The organism is Psychrobacillus sp. FSL H8-0483, assembly GCF_038637725.1.
In the GTDB taxonomy this organism is placed as follows: domain Bacteria; phylum Bacillota; class Bacilli; order Bacillales_A; family Planococcaceae; genus Psychrobacillus.
The window spans coordinates 4,069,318-4,088,319 of sequence record NZ_CP152052.1 but is presented as its reverse complement, the minus strand read 5'-3'; the positions used below and the strand labels follow the sequence as shown (position 1 = coordinate 4,088,319).

Sequence of the window (19,002 nt, the reverse complement as noted above, 5' to 3'; positions counted from 1 at the left end):
GACGTTAGAAATTGATAAAAGTGGGTAAGTACCTGAGGAAGGAAATAAAAATGAGCTTTGTGTTAAGTGAAACAAAGATTAAACAATTGTGTGGAGACATAGCTTTTAAAAAAGGGAAATCATATCATCAAGCTGGAAAAGTAAATATCCAGAATTATAGAGAGAACGAGTCTATTGTAGAAGCTAGTGTCAAGGGTGGGAGTATCTTTCATGTTCGTGTAAAACATGGTATGGATGGAGAAGTCCTAGCAGAATGTAATTGCCCACCTTTAGTCTCTATTCAAACTTATTGTCAACATGTCGCTGCAGTTCTTCTATATATCCAAGAATTAGAACGTCAAGAGAGTAAGAAGGAAAGTCAGTTAGCGAAACAAGTGCTTGGCTTATTTAACAGTGAAAAAAAACGTCCCAGTGAAAATCAAACCCTTTTTGATACAAGAAAAATTCTTACCGTTAAATTTATTTGCAAACCAATTTATACAAAAAGTGAGGGCTATTTAATTGGAGTTCAGTTAAAAGCAGGTCTTCAAGAACTATACAACATCTCATCATTAAAAGAATTCTTAGAAAAAATGGATAGTGGAGAAGTATATAATAGCTTTACTGGTTTTAGTTATAACCCTCTTATTCACAGCTTTCAGCAGACTACCAATATAGTACTAAAAGAATTAAGGGAAATTGTTGAAGATAATCATTCGGTAGAAAAAGATACTGTAATAATAACACCGTATAACTGGAAGTATCTTATGCCAACTCTTTTAGCTTGTCCATTCGTCTATGTTGAACAAGCTGGTGTTACTTATAAAGGTCTGCAAGTATCAAATGAAATATTACCTTTAGATTTTAAGTTAGAGGAAACAAAATCAGGACATTTCCAATTAGGAGTAAAAGGTCTCCAGCATATATTGATATTAAATGCATATGGATATGTTCTGTATAAAGGGGAAATGATTAAACTATCAGCAAAGGATTGTAAAAGGTTAGCAGATCTAAGTGATATGTTGAATCAATCAGGAACGCATCAGCTACTTATTCCAGTGGGGCAGCTAAATCAATTTATGGATACAGTTATACCTGGATTAATGAAGTTAGGACACGTTCAGATTGCAGAGGAAATATCAGAAAGGTTTGTGAAAACACCCCTTAGAGTTAAATTATTTTTGGACCGAGTAAAAAATCGTCTGCTTGCTGGATTAGAGTTTCAGTATGGCAACCTAGTGATAAATCCTTTTGAAGAAATGGATAAACAGTTTCTATACAACCCTACCGTAATAAGAGAAAGTGAAAAAGAGCAGCTCATTATGAAGATAATGAACGATAGCTTGTTTACTCAAACAGAGGGTGGCTTTTATATGCACGATGAAGAAGCCGAGTATCATTTCTTACGTAACGTTGTCCCAACATTTGAAAAATGGGTAGAAATCTATGCAACTTCCGCTGTAAAATTGAGAATCCATAAAGGTTACATGGGTCCTAAGATCAAGGTAAATATAGATGAGCGAACGGATTGGTTAGCATTTACCTTTGATATGCAAGGTATACCTGAATCAGAAATCAAAAAAATACTGGTAGCGTTAGAAGAAAAACGAAAATTTTATAAATGGAGGAATGGGACTTTATTATCTTTAGAAACGAAAGAGTTTCAAAACCTCCTTCGATTTATACAAGAATTAAACATTTCCATGGAAGATATTAATAGAGGAGAAACCCAACTACCTTTAATAAGTGGATTACAATGGATAGATACACTTCAAGAAGGGAATATAGTTACAAAGGGGAAGGCAATACAAAAACTAGTGGAGAATTTAAAAAGTCCTCATAATCTAGACTTTGTAATACCAGACAGTATAAGTCACGTACTTCGAGATTATCAGAAGGTTGGATTTCGATGGTTTAAAATGCTTGCTCAGTACAAATTCGGAGGTATACTTGCAGATGATATGGGACTAGGGAAAACTCTGCAAAGTATAGCTTATATTGTATCCGTTCTTCCAGAAATAAGAGACCGTACCAAACCAATATTAATTGTTTCTCCATCCTCTCTTGTCTACAACTGGATGAATGAATTTAAAAAATTTGCACCTGAAATACAAGCATGCATAATTGATGGTAGCAAAGAAAAAAGAAGTTCCATTCTAAAGGACTTGTCGGATTTCGATGTAATCATTACTTCATATCCATCGTTACGTGTCGATGCTACTTTATACATGAAGCATTCTTTTCATACACTATTCTTAGACGAGGCGCAGACATTTAAAAACCCTGCTACACTGACTGCAAAAGCAGTTAAAAAAATTAAAGCAAATCACCACTTTGCCCTAACTGGAACTCCAATAGAAAATTCCTTAGACGAACTATGGTCCATTTTTCATGTGGTCTTTCCAAAGTTATTGCCAGGTAGAAAAGACTTTAGCGAATTAACTAGAGCGCAAGTAGCTAAACGAGTACGACCTTTTATCTTACGACGTTTAAAAAAAGATGTACTTAAGGAACTGCCAGAGAAAATTGAAATAATTCAATCATCAGATTTAAATTTGGAACAGAAAAAATTATATACAGCTTATCTAGCAGAACTAAAACAGGATACTTTGAAGCATTTAAAAAAAGGTGATTTCCAAAAAAATCGTATAAAAATTTTAGCTGGTTTAACCAGGCTGCGACAATTATGTTGTCATCCAGTTCTATTTGTTGAGGGGTATAAGGGTCGCTCAGCAAAGTTTGATCAACTAATGAATATTATAGAGGAATGTCGAATTGCTGGAAGGCGCGTATTAATCTTTTCACAATTCACTATGATGTTAGATATTATCGGAAGAAACTTGGGCTTTCATGGAATACCTTATTTCTATTTAGACGGTCAAACGCCTATTTCTGAACGGGTAGATTTATGCAATAGGTTTAATGATGGAGAAGGAAACTTGTTTCTGATCTCTTTAAAGGCTGGTGGGACTGGACTAAATTTGACTGGAGCAGATACTGTCATTTTATATGATTTATGGTGGAATCCTGCCGTAGAGCAGCAAGCAGCAGATCGTGCATATCGAATGGGCCAGAAAAATGACGTACAAGTAATAAAACTTGTTGCACGTGGAACTATTGAAGAAAAAATGAATGACCTTCAAGAAAAAAAGAAAAACCTAATTGGAGAGATACTTCAAGATGGAGAAGAAAGCTTATCTTCTATAACGGAACAGGATATCAGAGAGATTTTACTAATTGATTAACTCTATTAAAAGATAATGTTGTTACCTTCTGAAAATCCGCTCGCTTTACACGGACGAACTACCAAGCCTCCTTGGATCAACAGGATGTTGGTCACGAATCCGTTGCCACATGGATGTGGAGAATTTAGGATTTGTTCCTATTCTCGTATTGTATTTTCTTGCGGTTGAAACTTATGAATGAATGTAAAAATGTTATATAGGAGAATTCCATGTTTTCTATAAATAAGGTTGTACGTCAAAATATATTCAAAAAAAATGGGTTGGCTCTAGTATTAACTGTTTTTCTAACAGTCATAGCAAGTGAGTTAAAAGTAGTTCCCTTTAATGGAGAAGCCTTTCGGTTTGGATTAGGAAGTATTGCTTTCTTTCTACTAATTTTAACTTTTCCTCCTGCTTCTCTCCTTTTAACTGGCTGCATAACGGGCATAGCGGTTGTTAGTGTACGAATTGCAGGAGATCTCCTCTTTCATCTAGATCCTTTTTGGACAAGTGTAACCAATCATGTTCCCGCATTTTTGTTTTATTTTTTGTTTGCACTTGGATTTAGTATTGTAAAAATAGAAAGGTATAAAACTCTTCCTTTTGTCCTTGGGGCTTGGGCTATTGGATTTGAATTTATCGCAAATAGCGTCGAACATTTTATACGATACTGGTTTCTAAATCATGAGATTATAGGGCTTCGAGATTGGGCATTATTAATAGGGGTGGCCATATTTCGAAGTTATTTTGTAGTTGGCTTGTATAGCTCCATTACCATAACAGAACAAAAGAAACGCGTGGAGGAAATGCTTGGCGTTGGTGCTGAACTATATTCAGAAACCCTTTATTTACAAAAGTCGATGAATCATATAGAGCAAATTACAGCTTCCAGTCATGATTTGTATCGCCAATTAAAAAAGAATGAATTGCATTTGTTAAGTGTTCAGGCATTACATATCGCACAGGAAATTCATGAAGTAAAAAAGGATTCTCAGCGAATTTTAGCTGGATTACAAAAAATTACTGAAATAAAAAAAGAAACACCTCTTTTGCTTTCAGATGTACTGCAGCTCGTTATACATGCGAATGAAAAATATAGTGAACTATTGAAGAAAGATATTTCCTTTCAACTTTCTATATCTGTAGATTTTGAAACAGATCAACAAATCCCACTTTTAGCTTTATTGAATAATATAACTGCCAATGCGGTAGAAGCTATTATACAAAAAGGGAAAATTGAAGTCGATGTTTATGAGGAATCGCTCAATACGTTGTTCATCATTAAAGATTCTGGAATAGGTATTAAGAAAGAAGATATATCGATTGTTTTTGAACCAGGCTATACGACAAAATTTAATGAAAAAGGAGTAGCTGCAACTGGCATTGGCCTCTCCCATGTAAAAGAGATCATTCATACGTTAGCAGGAAAAATAGAAATTGAACCTTGTAAGCAAGGAACAGTTTTTCGTATTCATATTCCAACCAACCATATAAGAAAGTGAGTGGAAAAATACTGCGTTATTTTATTGTAGATGATGATACAGCGAGTAGAACGATGCTGAAAAGGATAATAGAAGAAGGAGAGCTCGGTTTAGTAATAGGGGAAGCAGAAAGTGGAGTAAAGAGTATTACGCCTATCCTTACAATGAACCCAGATGTTGTCTTAATAGATTTGTTAATGCCGGAGCTAGATGGTATGGAAACGATAGAAGAGTTAATTAAACAAAGATATCAGGGTAAATTTATTATGATATCACAAATTGTAAATAAAGAAATGGTCGGGGAAGCTTATGAAAAAGGCATTGAATTTTTTATACATAAGCCAATTAATCGGGTTGAAGTTCAAAGTATTTTAAAAAAAACAACGGAACAAATAAGACTAAAGGATTCTTTACTAGCAATTAGAGAGTCCTTAGCAAAGATTGATCCTGCTAAAACACCTTCTAGAAAACAAAGCATAAAAGAGATTGTTCAACCCATATTAAGTGATATGGGAATTATAGGTGAAGTGGGAAGTAATGATATTATTGCTATTATCCAATATTTGATCAATCAAGATGAACATATTACTCAATTGCCACCATTAAAAGATTTATACAGAGCAATTGCAAAAAAATCTGCCTTCAGTGAAGCAGATATAAAAAAAGAAAGTAAAGCAATAGAGCAACGATTACGTCGAACGATCTCACTGGCAGTCAATAATATAGCTTCCTTAGGTGCCATTGATTACACAAACCCTGAGTTTGAACATTATGGTCCAAGATATTTTGATTTTCAAGAATTAAGAACTCAAATGTTTCATATTCAAGCAGGTCAAAAGAAGCTTTTAAAAGTAAAGATTAACATTAAGAAATTTCTGCAAGTACTGTATTTAGAGGTTTTAGAAAAATATAAACAAAACTAAATAATTCGAAATTGTAAAATGATTAATTTAATAAAATGTCGGATTTTGTCGGATTTTGTAATTCCCCTTTAAAGTGTTATAAAAGCTCTTTTGGATGTTAGAAAGCGTTTTCAATATAAAAAAAGGGGTGACTTATTGATGAAGAAAAAATTTAAATTTTCATTGGCCTATCAAATTCTAGTCGGGTTAGTACTAGGGGTTGCTGTGGGAGCAATCTTTTTCGGAAATCCTGCAGTGGAAACCTATTTACAACCGATAGGTACAATTTTTATAAATATGATCAAAATGATTGTAGTCCCAATTATAGTTTCTACTTTGATTTTAGGAGTTGCAGGGACTGGCGATATAAAGCAGCTAGGTAAACTGGGTGGAAAAACTCTTTTATACTTTGAAATTGTTACTACTATTGCTATTCTTGTCGGGTTACTAGCGGCGAATATCTTCCAACCTGGGGTAGGTGTAGACATGTCTACCCTTTCTAAAACGGATATTCATCAATATGTAGAAACGTCTGAAGAAGTTCAAAGCCATGGTTTTGCAGATGTAATTGTAAATGCTGTTCCAAGTAATGTTGTCCAGGCAATGGCAGAAGGAAATATGCTAGCTATTATCTTCTTTTCTGTACTATTTGGGCTAGGTATTGCTGCAATTGGTGAAAAAGGTAAACCAGTACTTGCCTTCTTCCAAGGTACAGCAGATGCGATGTTTTGGGTGACAAACCTTATCATGAAATTTGCTCCATTCGGTGTATTTGCTTTGATTGGCGTTACCGTGTCAAAATTTGGCCTAGAATCGTTAGTACCTCTAGGTAAGTTAATGGCATTAGTCTACCTTGCAATGATATTTTTCATTGTTGTTGTATTAGGTGGAATTGCTAAACTAGTCGGCATCAATATTTTCCATCTTATTAAAGTATTAAAAGATGAATTACTATTAGCATACTCGACTTCAAGTTCAGAAACTGTATTGCCAAAAGTAATGGAGAAGATGGAGAAATTTGGATCGCCAAAAGACATTGTTTCTTTTGTTATCCCGACTGGCTATTCTTTTAATCTGGATGGGTCAACACTCTACCAGGCTATTGCGGCAATTTTTATTGCACAGATGTATGGGATTGATTTAAGTATTATGGAGCAAGTTACTTTAGTTGTGGTATTAATGGTGACTTCTAAGGGAATTGCTGGGGTACCAGGAGTTTCGTTCGTTGTCCTATTAGCTACTTTAGGAACTGTAGGTATTCCAGTTGAAGGTCTTGCATTCATCGCTGGTATTGACAGACTTCTTGATATGGCACGTACCGTAGTAAATGTAGTAGGGAATGCATTGGCTACAGTTGTAATGTCTAAGTGGGAAGGTAGATTTGATAAAGAAAAACAAGAAGCTTACTACGCTTCTTTAGACGAAATAGTATAAAACCAAATAATACATGAAAAACCGGCTACTATCCATTGGGTGGCCGGTTTTATTGTATCATTTATACATTGGGTGGAAGAATGGATACAGAGGAAGTGGAGGTAGTTTTGACCTTCAGCATGCAGACTAATGCAAAAAGCATACTCCCGGCAGTAGCATTAAATAATATTCCAAAGCCAAATAAATCAATTAAAAACCCGAGAGCCGGTGGGGAAATGATGGCCGCTAATGAAGAAACTAAATAATATAGGCCAGTTCGTGTTCCAAAACTGTGTTCACTCCCAAGAGAAATAATATAAGGGTAGGAATTGATATTTATACAAGCCCAAAACATTCCACCAGCTAATAGAATTGCGCGTAACGAAAAGACAGATTCTACCCAATTTAATAGAAAGAAAACGAAGAATAAACCGATGATCCCAATTAATATTACTTTTTTCTTTCCAAACTTTGCACCTAATAGCCCGCTTGGTATGGCGGAAAGCACAAAACTTAATGAAAAAAAAGCTAATGAAAATGCAGAAGCACCTTTGGATAATCCAAGCTCGTTTACTCCATATAAAGTAAATAAAGCTTCCATTCCTTGTATAGCCATAAACCAAAAAAAGATTGCAGCTAACAAGAAAACAGTAGGAGTATTTAATTCTACTTTATAGTTGATTTTTGGTGTGGTCGAGATGGGAAAAGGAATAGCATCTTGGCTTTCCTTAATATTTTTAAAAACAACTACTAAAGCTACTAAGAAAATAATTGAAACCACTAAGAATGGTAACGATTCTTCCATACTGAATAAGAATGAACCAGCACTAAACGCTAATATGCCGCCGCACCCACCCATGAAATTAATAACTCCATTTGCTTTTGTACGTTCTGGTTCAGGGGTAATATCTGGCATTAAGGATATTGTTGGGGAACGGAAAATGGCCATAGATAAATTCATACAAACCATAAAAATGATTAACGTAAGTAAACTAGTATGAAAAGGAATAAGACCATAGAATAAAGCGGTAAAAGGGAGACCAATAAGCAAATAGGGCATGCGTCGACCGAAACGTGTACTCGTTCGATCACTGCGGCTTCCGATATATGGCTGTAAAAAAAGGGCAAAGTAATTATCAATTGTCATCAGAAAACCAATTAATGCAGTACTTGTAATATAATTATCTAGAAAGAATGGAACAAAGCCGTTATACAATGACCATCCTAAACTTATGCTAAAAAAACCAAAACCTAAAAACCAGATTTTTTTCAACGCAGTTCTCCTTCGAATAACAATTTTTAAGAATAAATCACCAGGATTTAATCAGTCGATAATACACTGGCATAACCGAATTCTTTGAAATAACTTAATCCATTAAAAAAAGAAGTGTACTTTTATATATATGGATTTGCTGAGGGATTGAGTCCTTTATCATACTCAGTCAGAGAAGTGTTTAATCTAGATAGATTGACAGAAAGAAATTGTTATTGTAAACTATGAACAATAATTGAATATGACCTCACTTAGTATAGGTGAGGTAGAGGCGCGATATTTAACAGTCTTTAGTGGAGTTTGAGAAGCTATGATGCTAAAGAGAAGGGAATGTCGCCGAAGTTTGTAATATTTCTCCGTATTACTTGCTGGGTCTGTAGTTAAGAACTGCAGGACTGCCGTTATAATCTTCCCGGTTTATAATGGTGTGCTATCTCATTTGGGAAAAGTAGAGGATTTAGGGCAACTATACATATTGCGACCTGAGTTCATCTCAGGTCTTTTTTTGTACAAGTTGTCCTTTTTTAGATTTCATACGCATAGACTGAAAATAAAAGGAGAGTAATAGAAATGAAAAACAAACTATTATTATTATCAATATTTCTTACCGCAATTTTGGTATTAGCAGCATGTGGATCAGACAAAAAAGAAAACAGTGGATCATCATCAGCTACAGATAAGGACAATACATTTACAGTAGGTTTAGAAGCAGGCTATGCACCTTTTAACTGGACACAATTAAACGACTCTAACGGGGGCGTGAAAATTGATGGCAACAAAGAATATGCAGGTGGATATGATGTAGAAATTGCAAAAAGAATTGCAGATGGATTAGGAAAAGAATTAGTAATTGTAAAAACAGAATGGGACGGATTAGTACCATCATTAACTTCCGGAAAGATTGATGCAATTATTGCCGGGATGTCACCGACAGAAGAACGTAAAAAGACAATCGACTTCTCTGAGAACTACTACACATCTAACTTTGTAATGGTAGTAAAAAAAGGTGGACCTTTTGAAGGAGCTACTTCTATCCAAGATTTTAGTGGTGCAAAGGTAACTGGACAATTAAATACTTCTCATTATGGTGTGATTGATCAAATTGAAGGCGTAAAGAAACAACCTGCATCGGATAATTTCCCTGCAATGCGAGTTGCTCTAGAATCAGGTGTGATTGATGGATACGTATCCGAACGCCCAGAAGGAATTAGTGCTTCTTCAGCCAATGATAAGTTTGCAATGGTTGAATTTACAGATGGATTTGTTGCGCCAGAGGAAGAAACAGCGGTTGCAGTAGGACTTAAGAAAAATAGCGATCTAACTGAAAAAATAAATGAAATTTTAGCAAAAATCTCTGAGGAAGATAGACAAGAGATTATGGATGCTGCTATTAAAAATCAACCAGCGGCAGAATAAAGATGAAGTGACACGACACCGGCTGCATCTATTTGCAGTCGGTTTTAATGTTTAAGGAGGAAAAGTATGAGCTTAGAGTGGATTTTATCAATAATAGTTAATAACTGGCCAATGTTCCTTCGTGGAGCAGGTATGACACTTTTAATCTCCATAATTGGTACGATAATAGGAGCTGTTATCGGTTTAATAGCAGGCGTAATACGTACAATACCAGTGCCTGAAAGAAAAGCAAAACGAATTTTTTTGAAAATAGTTAATTTTATTCTTTCCATATATATAGAGTTTTTCCGTGGAACGCCAATGATCGTGCAAGCGATGGTCATTTTTTATGGGTCTGCTTTAGCATTTGGTATAGATATGGATCGAACCGTTGCAGCAATCGTTATCGTATCTATTAATACAGGTGCTTACATGGCGGAAATTGTTCGTGGTGGTGTAATTTCCATTGAAAAAGGGCAATTTGAAGCAGCTCAAGCAATTGGTATGAATCATCTACAAACAATGCTACAAGTTGTATTACCACAAGTTATTCGAAATATTTTACCAGCGACCGGCAATCAATTTATTATTAATATTAAGGATACATCCGTACTGAATGTAATTGGTGTAACGGAGCTATATTTCCAAACAAAAACAATTGCAGGAATAAACTTTACGTATTTTGAACCATTTTTTGTTGCATGTATTTTGTACTTCGTCATGACTTTTTCGGTAACATTAATTTTACGATATTTTGAAAGAAAATTAGAAGGTCCGACTAACTACAGTATGATTGGTCAACCTACACAAATAACACTTCCCCAAAAAAATGAGGGAATTTAATAGCGAAGGAGGTAAACAAATGGAAAAAGTAATCGATATACAACATTTAAGCAAATCCTTTGGTAATCATGAAGTGTTAAAAGACATTGATTTCTCTGTGAATAAAGGAGAAGTTGTTTGCATCATTGGTTCCTCTGGATCTGGTAAATCCACTCTTCTTCGTTGCGTTAATCTTTTAGAAAAACCAAGTGGTGGTCAAATCATTTATAATGGAGAAAATATTCTAGATAACATGCACGATATTCATGCTTATCGAACTAAGCTAGGGATGGTTTTTCAGCAATTTAACCTGTTTAATAATCATAATGTCCTAAGTAATTGTGTCGTGGGACAAGTAAAAGTATTGAAACGTTCCAAAGAAGAAGCGGAAAAAATAGCATTAAAGTATTTAAAAGTAGTTGGAATGGATCAATACGTGAACGCGAGACCAACTCAATTATCTGGTGGTCAGAAACAGCGTGTAGCGATTGCTCGAGCACTCTCGATGGAACCAGATGTCATGTTGTTTGATGAACCAACTTCCGCACTTGATCCAGAAATGGTAGGAGAAGTTCTAAAAGTGATGAAAGAACTAGCAGCATCAGGACTTACAATGTTAATCGTCACACATGAAATGGAGTTTGCGAAAGAGGTTTCAGATCGTGTGGTATTTATGGATAAAGGCGTAATTGCAGAAGAAGGTCCCCCAAACCAAATCTTTAATAATCCGACGCAAGAACGAACGAGAGAATTTTTAAAACGCACGTTAAGATAACGTAAAATATTTTGATGGTCGTATTATCTCACGCATTGGATACAGGAAAAGAGGAGATACTTAGGTGAATCTTTTTAGTCTGATAAAAAAAGACCGAGAGTACTGGCTTGTTGATCAAGTAAAAGGTGTCAAGAAGAACAACGAAGATTACTTAATCGCTTTTACAACTCTTTTAGATGAATGGAATGCAGAAAAGGTAGGGTACTTGTCCTTATTAATGGACGAAGAAAACGAAGACTGGCTCTTAAAACGTGGGTTTAATAAAGTTTCTTCTATTGTAGAGTATACAAGAAATTTAGAGGAGACATTTAACCCTTCTATGGAAATTAAGGTAGATGCACTCTCAGAAAGTCATTTAAGTGATTCAGCCTTCGCAGAATTATATGAATCTTGTAGAAGTGGTTCCGCCAACAAAAATAAACTATTTTCTATTGACCAAATTATGGAGTCCTTCGTAAATGAACTTGGTCCTAAATGGCGTGAGCATTGTTATATATTTTCGAATGGTAAACAAGCTCTAGGTATTAGTATTCCGCATATAGAAGAGGGAACAAGAGATGAAGGAAGACTCTTTTATTTTGGTGTAGTTCCAGAACAGCGAGGAAAGGGTTATGGAACTGTGTTTCATTTACTTTCATTAGAAATAATGAAGCGTTTTGGAGCAAAATCTTATGTGGGAAGTACCGATGAAAATAACCAACATATGATTCGTATTTTTGAAACGAATGGATGTACGTTGCGAGATAAAAAAGGAATTTATCGTATCAATCGAAAACAATAAAAAAGTGGATGGCTCAGAAAACGAGTCATCCACTTTTGTGTATTTAAATTATTTAGCTGGGATCGCTTCAATGGAAGCAGCGACTTTCGAAATAATTAATTGGCTTCCTAAGATTGGAGACTCCTCTGCAGATTCAGCAGAACCTGGTTCTGGGCGTTTATGAGCTTGTTTAAAAATGTCACTGTCTTTCCACGCTTGGAAGTTTTCTTCATTATCCCAATACATATTCACATTCATTTCATCATATTCCGTAAGACCTACTGTAATTGCTACTTCTACCTTAATAAAACCTTCCATTTCTTGAAGAGGACTTGGCTTTGTAAAGGCTGGTGCCATTCTTTCCGCAAAACCTAATTTAGTTTTAATGCGATTCGTTACAATAATCATTGGTCATTCTCCTCTGTAAGATTTATTTGTTAATGTTAGTATACCATCTTCCATTCACCATGAGTCACTATAATGGTAGCTATGTTCCTGTTCTGCACTTCTTTAGAAATAGGTTGTACCCCATTTTTATCAATGCTTGTAGTTGATTCATCTGCTAAAATAATCGAAGTACGATTGCGGTACGTTGACGCTCCTCTCTGATAATTGATCACGAAGTCACAGAGTTCTACTGAAGGAAAAAATATACCTATTTCTAGTTTTCTAAGAAATTATTTAATTTCACTATTTTTGGTTGTTTTTTAATAGAACTTAATTGAATTTTATCGTCAAGTACTTCATTATTAACAATAGACAGTCTTTTAGTAATCAATGAATATAGGATTACGTAAAAGAAATACATTCTATGAAGGAAGTAGTTTATGTCGGAAGAAAATATTACTCGCATATATTTAGATGGCAAGGAAATTATTTTAATTGGAACGGCTCACGTTTCCAGACAAAGTGCAGACCAAGTAAAAGAAGTAATTGAAAGAGAAAATCCAGATTCGGTTTGTATAGAATTAGATGAACAAAGATATCAGTCTATAATGGATAACAATAAGTGGAAAGAGACGGACATCTTTAAAGTAATTAAAGAAAAGAAAGCCACCCTATTGTTGATGAATCTAGCTATATCTTCGTTCCAAAATCGAATGGCAAAACAGTTTGATATTAAGCCAGGACAGGAAATGATTCAAGGGATTGCAAGTGCGAAAGAGGTTGGAGCAGAAATAGTCCTAGCGGATCGAAATATCCAAGTAACGTTCTCTCGTATTTGGCATAATCTTGGTTGGATAGGTAAATCACAATTACTTACTTCTGTTTTCTTTAGTATTTTCAGCAAAGATACTATTTCGGAAGAAGAACTAGAGAAGATGAAGACACAAGATACATTGAATGCTGTACTTGCCGAATTTACGGCATCCTTTCCAAAGCTAAAAACACCTTTAATTGATGAGCGCGATCAATACTTGGCTCAAAAAATTAAAGACGCACCAGGAGAAAAGGTAGTGGCAGTATTAGGTGCAGCCCATGTTCCAGGCATTACAGTAGAAATTCATAAAGAGCAAGATTTAGAAAAACTTTCTGCTGTACCCCCAAAGTCGATTGTGCCGAAAATAATTGGTTGGTCTCTTCCTGTGTTAATTGTTGTATTAATGATATTTACATTTTTCGCTAATCCCTCGGCAGGATTGGACCAAGCAATTAGTTGGATTTTATGGACAGGTACGATGGCAGCGATTGGAGCAGCAGTTGCATTAGGTCATCCACTAGCTATCTTGTCAGCCTTCATCGCAGCACCAATTACGGCTTTACATCCTATTTTGGCGTCTGGTTGGGTATCAGGGCTAGTACAGGCCTTTATGAAACGACCGACGATAGCAGATTTTGAAACGTTGTCAGAAGACGTATTCACTATTAAAGGTTTTTGGAAAAACAAAGTGACTCGTGTATTACTAGTAGTAGTTTTAACCAACTTATTTGGATCCCTAGGTACTTTTATAGGTGGTGCAGATGTTATTCGAGTATTCTTTAAGAACTTTTAATTATGGTCCCCCCTTCCATTGGAAGGAGGGATTTTTTAGATAGAAGGCAATTGAAATTTTAGAGATGCAATGGATTGACAAAGTTAATTAATAAGGAGTTGCTAGTTTGTTATTATCAACCAATTCTGCAGAATGACCGTGGCAAGATACGCAGCCTCATAAAAAATAAATAAGCATTTATCAATTTCATCCCTACTACTATTTATTCACCAGAGTTTTGTAGCAAAGTCGTACATCCATTTTGCTACTGCATCTCCGTTACGACCTTGACAATAAGTACTCTCTAGTCAACAAACATGTTTTAGAAACAAAAAAACCAGCTATTGTTTAAAATAGCTGGTTTAAGACATTATATTTTCTTTTTAGAATCTGCTTCTTTATTATCTAATTTAAATTCATCTGCTACTTCATCTACAATATCTTTCGTAGAATTTCTGAATTCTTTTAGTGTTTGTCCAGCTGCTTTACCTAACTGTGGTAGTTTAGATGGTCCGAAAACGATTAAAGCAATGATTAAGATAATGATTAAACCTGGTACGCCGATGTTTGGCATAGGAAGTTCCTCCTCTAAGTTGTTTTCTATATAAGTCAAGTGGCGAGAGTTCATGAGTAGTTTACTATTTTATTATAACACGAATAAAAAGCAAAATTTATTCTTCAAAATTTTCTTGCTGAAGTGCTTGTTTTGCTTGCTGTTTTTTATAAGACCAACTAGAAACGAGTATGCTTATTTCAAACAACAGTAGTAATGGTACTACGATGATAAAGTCTGAGATAAAGTCTGGAGGTGTAATAGAAACTCCAACAATTACTAGTATAAAGTAGGAAATCTTTCTCATCTTACGTAATCTATCCGGTGTGACAATTCCTAGTTTTGTTAAAAAAAGAATGATAACAGGTAATTCGAAAACGATACCTACAGGAATAATTAAATTAAACATAAACGTAAAGTATTGTTGCATACCGTAAGTTTCTAAAGCACCAATAGAATCATTAATGTTGGACATAAAGTTCAACATTAAAGGAAATAAGATAAAGTAACTAAAACTGATACCAGCTAAAAATAATAGAAAAGAAATAGGGATAAAATAAATCGTACCTTTTGCTTCTTTATCTAATAAACCTGGTTTCACAAATAACCATAATTGGTACATTGCAATTGGTAAAGTAATTAATATAGCTAACACTAAAGCACATTTAACATAAATCATCAGTCCATCTGTGTAGCCAAAGACATTCCACTCGACATGGGCAGCTGTAGGTTGTTGTTTTAAGAAGGTTAATGTTTTTGGAGCCATCCAAAACCCTAAAGCAAGGGATAGGATAAAAGTTGATGCTACTATAATGAGCCTTTTTCGAAGCTCGGTTAAATGTTCGACGAGCGTCAATTCCGGTTCTTGTGCCATTTTGTTTACCACCCCATCTAATCAAACAAAGTGAAAGAAAATAAATATGTCTTTCTTGTATTGTTTTTGTAATCCCATACATCCTATCTTATGAGACATAGGATGTGAAACAGAAATGTTGTATTGTATTACCTACACATTATACTCTTTCCAATGAATTTGTAAATAAAAGTAGTTTATATTTACTTATTTAAACTATAGTATATTATCAATTTGAATCTAATAAATGTCTTTAAAATGCGGGAAGCTGAAAACGTATTTGTTGTCGGTGCAACTGCATTTCCACATAATAGTTGCTACAATCCTACTGGTACAGTCGGAGCGCTAACTTACCGTGCAGCAGAGGGTATTCAAGCTTATTTAAAACAAGGTGGATTACTTGTTAAATAATTTATAAAAAACTCCTTACAAGCTTGTAGAAAGCATGTAAGGAGTTTTTGGTTTTTTATAGATTTAGCTTTGAGCAACTTCATCTTGATAAACTGGTACCCAACCTTCAGTAGTTACAAAGATTCGAACTGCAACAACTTTACGATCTTCCGCAAGCGTGAAGTAATGCGTAATGTTTTCTGGTACTGATATTAAGTCTCCTGGTGATAAATGTACTTCAAAGAAGTTTTCGTCTTTTCCTTGGATAATAAAAACTCCATGGCCACTAACGATATACCGAACTTCATCATCTGTATGAAGATGTTTGCGCTCGAAGTTTTTCAATAATTCATCTAAGTTAGGGTTAGAATCAGATAAAGAAATTAAATCTGCTGCTTCATAGCCACGACGCTCTGAAATGTCATCAATCTCTGTTTTGAAAGCATTTAGAATTTCTTCTTTTTCTACATCGCTAAGGTCGAATTTTTCGCGAAGATGTCCTGGTAATTTTTCGATTTCCCAATGCTCATAAATAACTTCTTGTTTCTCTAAAAATGCTGCAACCTCGTTTTGTGCTTCAATTGTTTCGTTCGTTCCTTGAATTTTAATGATAGCCATTTTATTCTTCCTTTCTTATTTTGATTTTAGTTGATGTAATGTCAATTGATACTGAAATAAAAACTCACAAGCTTCTAGTAGTTTTTTGGCCTCGAATGCATCACTACCCCAAACAGTAATACCGTGGTTACGAATTAAAACCGCACCTTTCTCAGCGAGTATATGAGACTTAAATTCTTCGGCAAGACTAGGAATGTGCGCATGGTTTGGAATGATAGGAATGGAGAGTATATCATCTTCCTCCCACAGTCCAAAAGCTTTAATGAGTTCTTGGCCACGGCAGTCGATTTTCCCGTTATCACCGTATAATTCAGAGATGACGTTATTTGCAACTGTATGGACATGGAGGCTACATCTAGCGGATGTCTTAGAATAGATAGCGCAGTGCAATAATGTTTCTGCTGATGGCTTTAAATCCGTTTTTTCAACGGGATTTCCACTTGCGTTTACGAGTAAAAAGTCTTCTGGGGTTCTCTTCTTCTTATCTTTTCCGCTAGCTGTGACTAGAAATTCTATTGGATTGTCGTGCACTTTTATAGCCAAATTTCCGCTAGTTCCCATAAACCAGTCCCGAGAAGCTAGTTCATCTTTTATGTCTGCTAACTCTTCCCATTTACTTTGGAGTGTGGTCATATTTCTACACCTAACTTTGCGTCAATAATATTCATGACATCTCGGAAATTTTCGAAAGGTTCATAAGGGATATTCAATTCCTCACACTTAGTAATGAGATAGTCTCTTGCTATAACGAGATCTGCCATTTTGGCAGCTTCTAAATCTGTTATCGAGTCTCCAATTACAACACTTACCGCATCATTATCTTGGAGTTGGCGAATGATGGAGGGCTTACAGCACCCGCAGCCTTGGCTGGTACATTGTTCATCACATCCATGTGGAAACTCGATTTGTATTGTCTCTCCTGAAAAATTGGATGCATTACAATAAACATCCGAAAATGGACCGAACTCTTTAAGCATCGGTTCTACAAAGAAATCAATACCACCACTAACGATATATAGTGGTAGGTTGTGTTTTCTCGTATATGAAACAAATTCAGCAAATCCTTCGCGAATCTGTGCTTGCTCTAACAAATAGGAAACGATTTGATCCTTTAAAGAAGCGGGTAACAGAGCAAACATTTCTGCTACACCTTCACGGATAGATTGCTTTTGTCCTAAAATATTCTCTTTGATCGGCAAGTATTCGGGAGGAGCGAATTTTTTCATGATAGAGATAATATTGTCTTGATTTGTAATAGTGCCATCAAAATCACAAAAGATGACTAGCTTGCTCATAATGCTTACCCCCACAGTTCCATTGCTTTTTTTAATTCACTATATTGTTTTGCAGCTTCTGAAAGAGGAATTCCGTCAAGCACAGCCGATACAGCTTGCCTAAAAGCGAGTCCTCCACCAGTAGCACCTGCAGGATGGCCATGTACGCCTCCACCAGCATTAATAATGCTATCGATTCCATAGTCCTCGATTAATAGCGGAACTAAGCCAGGATGAATACCTGCAGAAGGTACTGGAAAGCTTCGTTTTATTGCACTTACTTTCGTCAATTCTTCACCAAGCGAGAGTGCTGCTGTTTTTTCTAGTGCAACGCTTCCATAAGGTGAAGGGAATAATGAAAAATCTGCTCCTGCATAACGTGTTAATTTTCCAAGTAGTAGTGGAGTAGCAACCCCGTAAAATGGGGAAGATGTGAACGCACCGCTATAAGCGGGATGAGCCATAAACGGTAATTGGATATTCGGGTCTTCCACTAGTTCTTGAAGTACATCAAGGCCATATGCATGGACGTTAAATAAAAGAGCATCTGCTCCAAGTTCTTTTGCTTTTTGTGCTTTTGCTTTTAATCCGGATGTTCGTCCAGATAAGTTAACGGCATAGAGCGTTCGGTGTCCGGTTTCTTCATACACTTGATGCAATACTTCTTGAGCAGTTGTGACACGTTTCTCAAAAGGAGTAAGCGGATTGTCAAAAAGAATTTCATCATCTTTTACGAGATCAACTCCTCCGAGCGCTTGGTGTCGAAGTTGTTCTGCTAAGTAATTAATATCTCGACCAATTACTCCTTTGAATATACTCATGATGAGGGGGCGACCATATACCCCTAGTAGCTCACGGATACTATCAATACCGAATCTTGGTCCTGGAAAGTTAGTCAAAAGCTCTGGAGAAAATTCTAAATCTAAAAGCTTCACTTCACCATCGAGCGATAGTTTGCCAAAAACAGTTGTTAAAATGGCTGGTAAATCTGCCGAGAAATTAGCACTAGGATATTCTATTTTTATTTCCGCTTTGATTTGGTCTGGTTTCAGCGGATGGTGAACATATTCAAATTCTGTAATCGAAACAACATTTCCTTTATGCTGTTTTAATTGTTCCTGTTCAAGTAATGGTAAGTCCGTCCAGGATCCAACTGTTAAACCAAGTGCGATACCCTCTGCTTTTTTTTCAAAAGATCCGGGCTTACCGTACACCTGATAAAGAGAGGTTACACTACTCATTATTCATCACAATCCTTTTAGATAAAATCAACTTCACCTTGGCGCAAGGGCTTTTGCTAAGCTCGTCGCAGTTGCG

General features: G+C 35.6%; 18 protein-coding genes and 1 riboswitch. Of the genes, 10 read left to right on the top strand and 8 right to left on the bottom strand.

Annotation, left to right across the window (positions count from 1 at the left end; translation table 11 throughout):
- The first annotated feature begins 50 nt into the window (after positions 1-50).
- The 4 genes from MHB48_RS20105 (at position 51) to MHB48_RS20090 (ending at position 7,020) form a co-directional block, all read left to right on the top strand.
- Positions 51-3,224, top strand: coding sequence for a DEAD/DEAH box helicase (locus MHB48_RS20105; RefSeq protein WP_342599568.1), 3,174 nt, complete (start codon positions 51-53; stop codon positions 3,222-3,224).
- A 209-nt stretch (positions 3,225-3,433) separates the two neighbouring features.
- On the top strand, positions 3,434-4,705 hold the full coding sequence (locus MHB48_RS20100; RefSeq protein ID WP_342599567.1) for a sensor histidine kinase: 1,272 nt from the start codon (positions 3,434-3,436) through the stop codon (positions 4,703-4,705).
- Positions 4,706-4,716: 11 nt separating this feature from the next.
- On the top strand, positions 4,717-5,607 hold the full coding sequence (locus MHB48_RS20095) for a response regulator (RefSeq protein ID WP_342601437.1): 891 nt from the start codon (positions 4,717-4,719) through the stop codon (positions 5,605-5,607).
- Positions 5,608-5,745: 138 nt separating this feature from the next.
- Positions 5,746-7,020: a cation:dicarboxylase symporter family transporter gene (locus MHB48_RS20090; RefSeq protein WP_342599566.1), complete on the top strand. Its 1,275-nt coding sequence runs from the start codon at positions 5,746-5,748 to the stop codon at positions 7,018-7,020.
- Between the two features lie 61 nt (positions 7,021-7,081).
- Here MHB48_RS20090 and MHB48_RS20085 read toward each other — a convergent pair whose 3' ends face one another.
- Entirely contained in the window at positions 7,082-8,272 is a 1,191-nt protein-coding gene (locus tag MHB48_RS20085) for an SLC45 family MFS transporter (protein WP_342599565.1), read from the bottom strand.
- A gap of 258 nt (positions 8,273-8,530) precedes the next feature.
- A riboswitch (Lysine riboswitch) is annotated at positions 8,531-8,713 on the top strand.
- A gap of 129 nt (positions 8,714-8,842) precedes the next feature.
- On the opposite strand from MHB48_RS20085, the gene MHB48_RS20080 reads away from it, so the two are divergent.
- The 4 genes from MHB48_RS20080 to MHB48_RS20065 all read left to right on the top strand — a co-directional run bounded on the left by MHB48_RS20080 (position 8,843) and on the right by MHB48_RS20065 (position 12,045).
- The gene (locus tag MHB48_RS20080; RefSeq protein WP_342599564.1) at positions 8,843-9,688 is read left to right on the top strand and encodes a transporter substrate-binding domain-containing protein; all 846 of its coding nucleotides are present in this window, start codon (positions 8,843-8,845) and stop codon (positions 9,686-9,688) included.
- Positions 9,689-9,754: 66 nt separating this feature from the next.
- A complete protein-coding gene (locus MHB48_RS20075; RefSeq protein ID WP_342599563.1) occupies positions 9,755-10,510 on the top strand; it encodes an amino acid ABC transporter permease in 756 nt (251 codons plus the stop codon).
- 19 nt (positions 10,511-10,529) lie between these two features.
- On the top strand, positions 10,530-11,264 hold the full coding sequence (locus MHB48_RS20070) for an amino acid ABC transporter ATP-binding protein (protein WP_342599562.1): 735 nt from the start codon (positions 10,530-10,532) through the stop codon (positions 11,262-11,264).
- A gap of 64 nt (positions 11,265-11,328) precedes the next feature.
- On the top strand, positions 11,329-12,045 hold the full coding sequence (locus MHB48_RS20065; RefSeq protein ID WP_342599561.1) for a GNAT family N-acetyltransferase: 717 nt from the start codon (positions 11,329-11,331) through the stop codon (positions 12,043-12,045).
- A gap of 48 nt (positions 12,046-12,093) precedes the next feature.
- On the opposite strand, the gene MHB48_RS20060 is transcribed toward MHB48_RS20065, so the two are convergent.
- On the bottom strand, positions 12,094-12,432 hold the full coding sequence (locus MHB48_RS20060; protein ID WP_342599560.1) for a heme oxygenase: 339 nt from the start codon (positions 12,430-12,432) through the stop codon (positions 12,094-12,096).
- A 419-nt stretch (positions 12,433-12,851) separates the two neighbouring features.
- Between MHB48_RS20060 and MHB48_RS20055 the strand changes: the two genes are divergently transcribed.
- Complete coding sequence (locus tag MHB48_RS20055) at positions 12,852-14,018, top strand: TraB/GumN family protein (protein ID WP_342599559.1); 1,167 nt, start codon at positions 12,852-12,854, stop codon at positions 14,016-14,018.
- Between the two features lie 349 nt (positions 14,019-14,367).
- Here MHB48_RS20055 and tatA read toward each other — a convergent pair whose 3' ends face one another.
- A complete protein-coding gene (gene tatA / locus MHB48_RS20050; RefSeq protein ID WP_342599558.1) occupies positions 14,368-14,571 on the bottom strand; it encodes a twin-arginine translocase TatA/TatE family subunit in 204 nt (67 codons plus the stop codon).
- Between the two features lie 97 nt (positions 14,572-14,668).
- On the bottom strand, positions 14,669-15,424 hold the full coding sequence (gene tatC / locus MHB48_RS20045; protein ID WP_342599557.1) for a twin-arginine translocase subunit TatC: 756 nt from the start codon (positions 15,422-15,424) through the stop codon (positions 14,669-14,671).
- A 213-nt stretch (positions 15,425-15,637) separates the two neighbouring features.
- Here tatC and MHB48_RS20040 point away from each other — a divergent pair, with 213 nt between their 5' ends.
- Positions 15,638-15,814 (top strand): hypothetical protein, encoded by a 177-nt coding sequence (locus MHB48_RS20040; protein WP_342601441.1) that lies wholly within the window; start codon positions 15,638-15,640, stop codon positions 15,812-15,814.
- 63 nt (positions 15,815-15,877) lie between these two features.
- On the opposite strand, the gene MHB48_RS20035 is transcribed toward MHB48_RS20040, so the two are convergent.
- The 4 genes from MHB48_RS20035 to mtnW are packed head-to-tail and all read right to left on the bottom strand — an operon-like array spanning position 15,878 to position 18,926.
- A complete protein-coding gene (locus MHB48_RS20035; protein ID WP_342599556.1) occupies positions 15,878-16,411 on the bottom strand; it encodes a cupin domain-containing protein in 534 nt (177 codons plus the stop codon).
- A gap of 15 nt (positions 16,412-16,426) precedes the next feature.
- Positions 16,427-17,044 (bottom strand): methylthioribulose 1-phosphate dehydratase, encoded by a 618-nt coding sequence (locus MHB48_RS20030; RefSeq protein WP_342599555.1) that lies wholly within the window; start codon positions 17,042-17,044, stop codon positions 16,427-16,429.
- Positions 17,041-17,706 (bottom strand): 2-hydroxy-3-keto-5-methylthiopentenyl-1-phosphate phosphatase, encoded by a 666-nt coding sequence (locus MHB48_RS20025; RefSeq protein ID WP_342599554.1) that lies wholly within the window; start codon positions 17,704-17,706, stop codon positions 17,041-17,043. Before MHB48_RS20025 ends, MHB48_RS20030 begins: the two co-directional genes overlap by 4 nt.
- A 5-nt stretch (positions 17,707-17,711) precedes the next feature.
- Positions 17,712-18,926 carry a 2,3-diketo-5-methylthiopentyl-1-phosphate enolase gene (mtnW, locus tag MHB48_RS20020; RefSeq protein WP_342599553.1) on the bottom strand — a complete coding sequence of 405 codons (1,215 nt, stop codon included), beginning with the start codon at positions 18,924-18,926 and terminating at the stop codon, positions 17,712-17,714.
- Between the last annotated feature and the right edge of the window lie 76 nt (positions 18,927-19,002).

Bases quoted from the DNA above. Each gene is read 5' to 3' on its own strand.
- MHB48_RS20105 (WP_342599568.1), top strand. From the start codon at position 51: ATGAGCTTTGTGTTAAGTGAAACAAAGATTAAACAATTGTGTGGAGAC.
- MHB48_RS20100 (WP_342599567.1), top strand. From the start codon at position 3,434: ATGTTTTCTATAAATAAGGTTGTACGTCAAAATATATTCAAAAAAAAT.
- MHB48_RS20090 (WP_342599566.1), top strand. From the start codon at position 5,746: ATGAAGAAAAAATTTAAATTTTCATTGGCCTATCAAATTCTAGTCGGG.
- MHB48_RS20080 (WP_342599564.1), top strand. From the start codon at position 8,843: ATGAAAAACAAACTATTATTATTATCAATATTTCTTACCGCAATTTTG.
- MHB48_RS20075 (WP_342599563.1), top strand. From the start codon at position 9,755: ATGAGCTTAGAGTGGATTTTATCAATAATAGTTAATAACTGGCCAATG.
- MHB48_RS20070 (WP_342599562.1), top strand. From the start codon at position 10,530: ATGGAAAAAGTAATCGATATACAACATTTAAGCAAATCCTTTGGTAAT.
- MHB48_RS20060 (WP_342599560.1), bottom strand. From the start codon at position 12,432: ATGATTATTGTAACGAATCGCATTAAAACTAAATTAGGTTTTGCGGAA.
- MHB48_RS20055 (WP_342599559.1), top strand. From the start codon at position 12,852: ATGTCGGAAGAAAATATTACTCGCATATATTTAGATGGCAAGGAAATT.
- tatA (WP_342599558.1), bottom strand. From the start codon at position 14,571: ATGCCAAACATCGGCGTACCAGGTTTAATCATTATCTTAATCATTGCT.
- tatC (WP_342599557.1), bottom strand. From the start codon at position 15,424: ATGGCACAAGAACCGGAATTGACGCTCGTCGAACATTTAACCGAGCTT.
- MHB48_RS20035 (WP_342599556.1), bottom strand. From the start codon at position 16,411: ATGGCTATCATTAAAATTCAAGGAACGAACGAAACAATTGAAGCACAA.
- MHB48_RS20030 (WP_342599555.1), bottom strand. From the start codon at position 17,044: ATGACCACACTCCAAAGTAAATGGGAAGAGTTAGCAGACATAAAAGAT.
- MHB48_RS20025 (WP_342599554.1), bottom strand. From the start codon at position 17,706: ATGAGCAAGCTAGTCATCTTTTGTGATTTTGATGGCACTATTACAAAT.
- mtnW (WP_342599553.1), bottom strand. From the start codon at position 18,926: ATGAGTAGTGTAACCTCTCTTTATCAGGTGTACGGTAAGCCCGGATCT.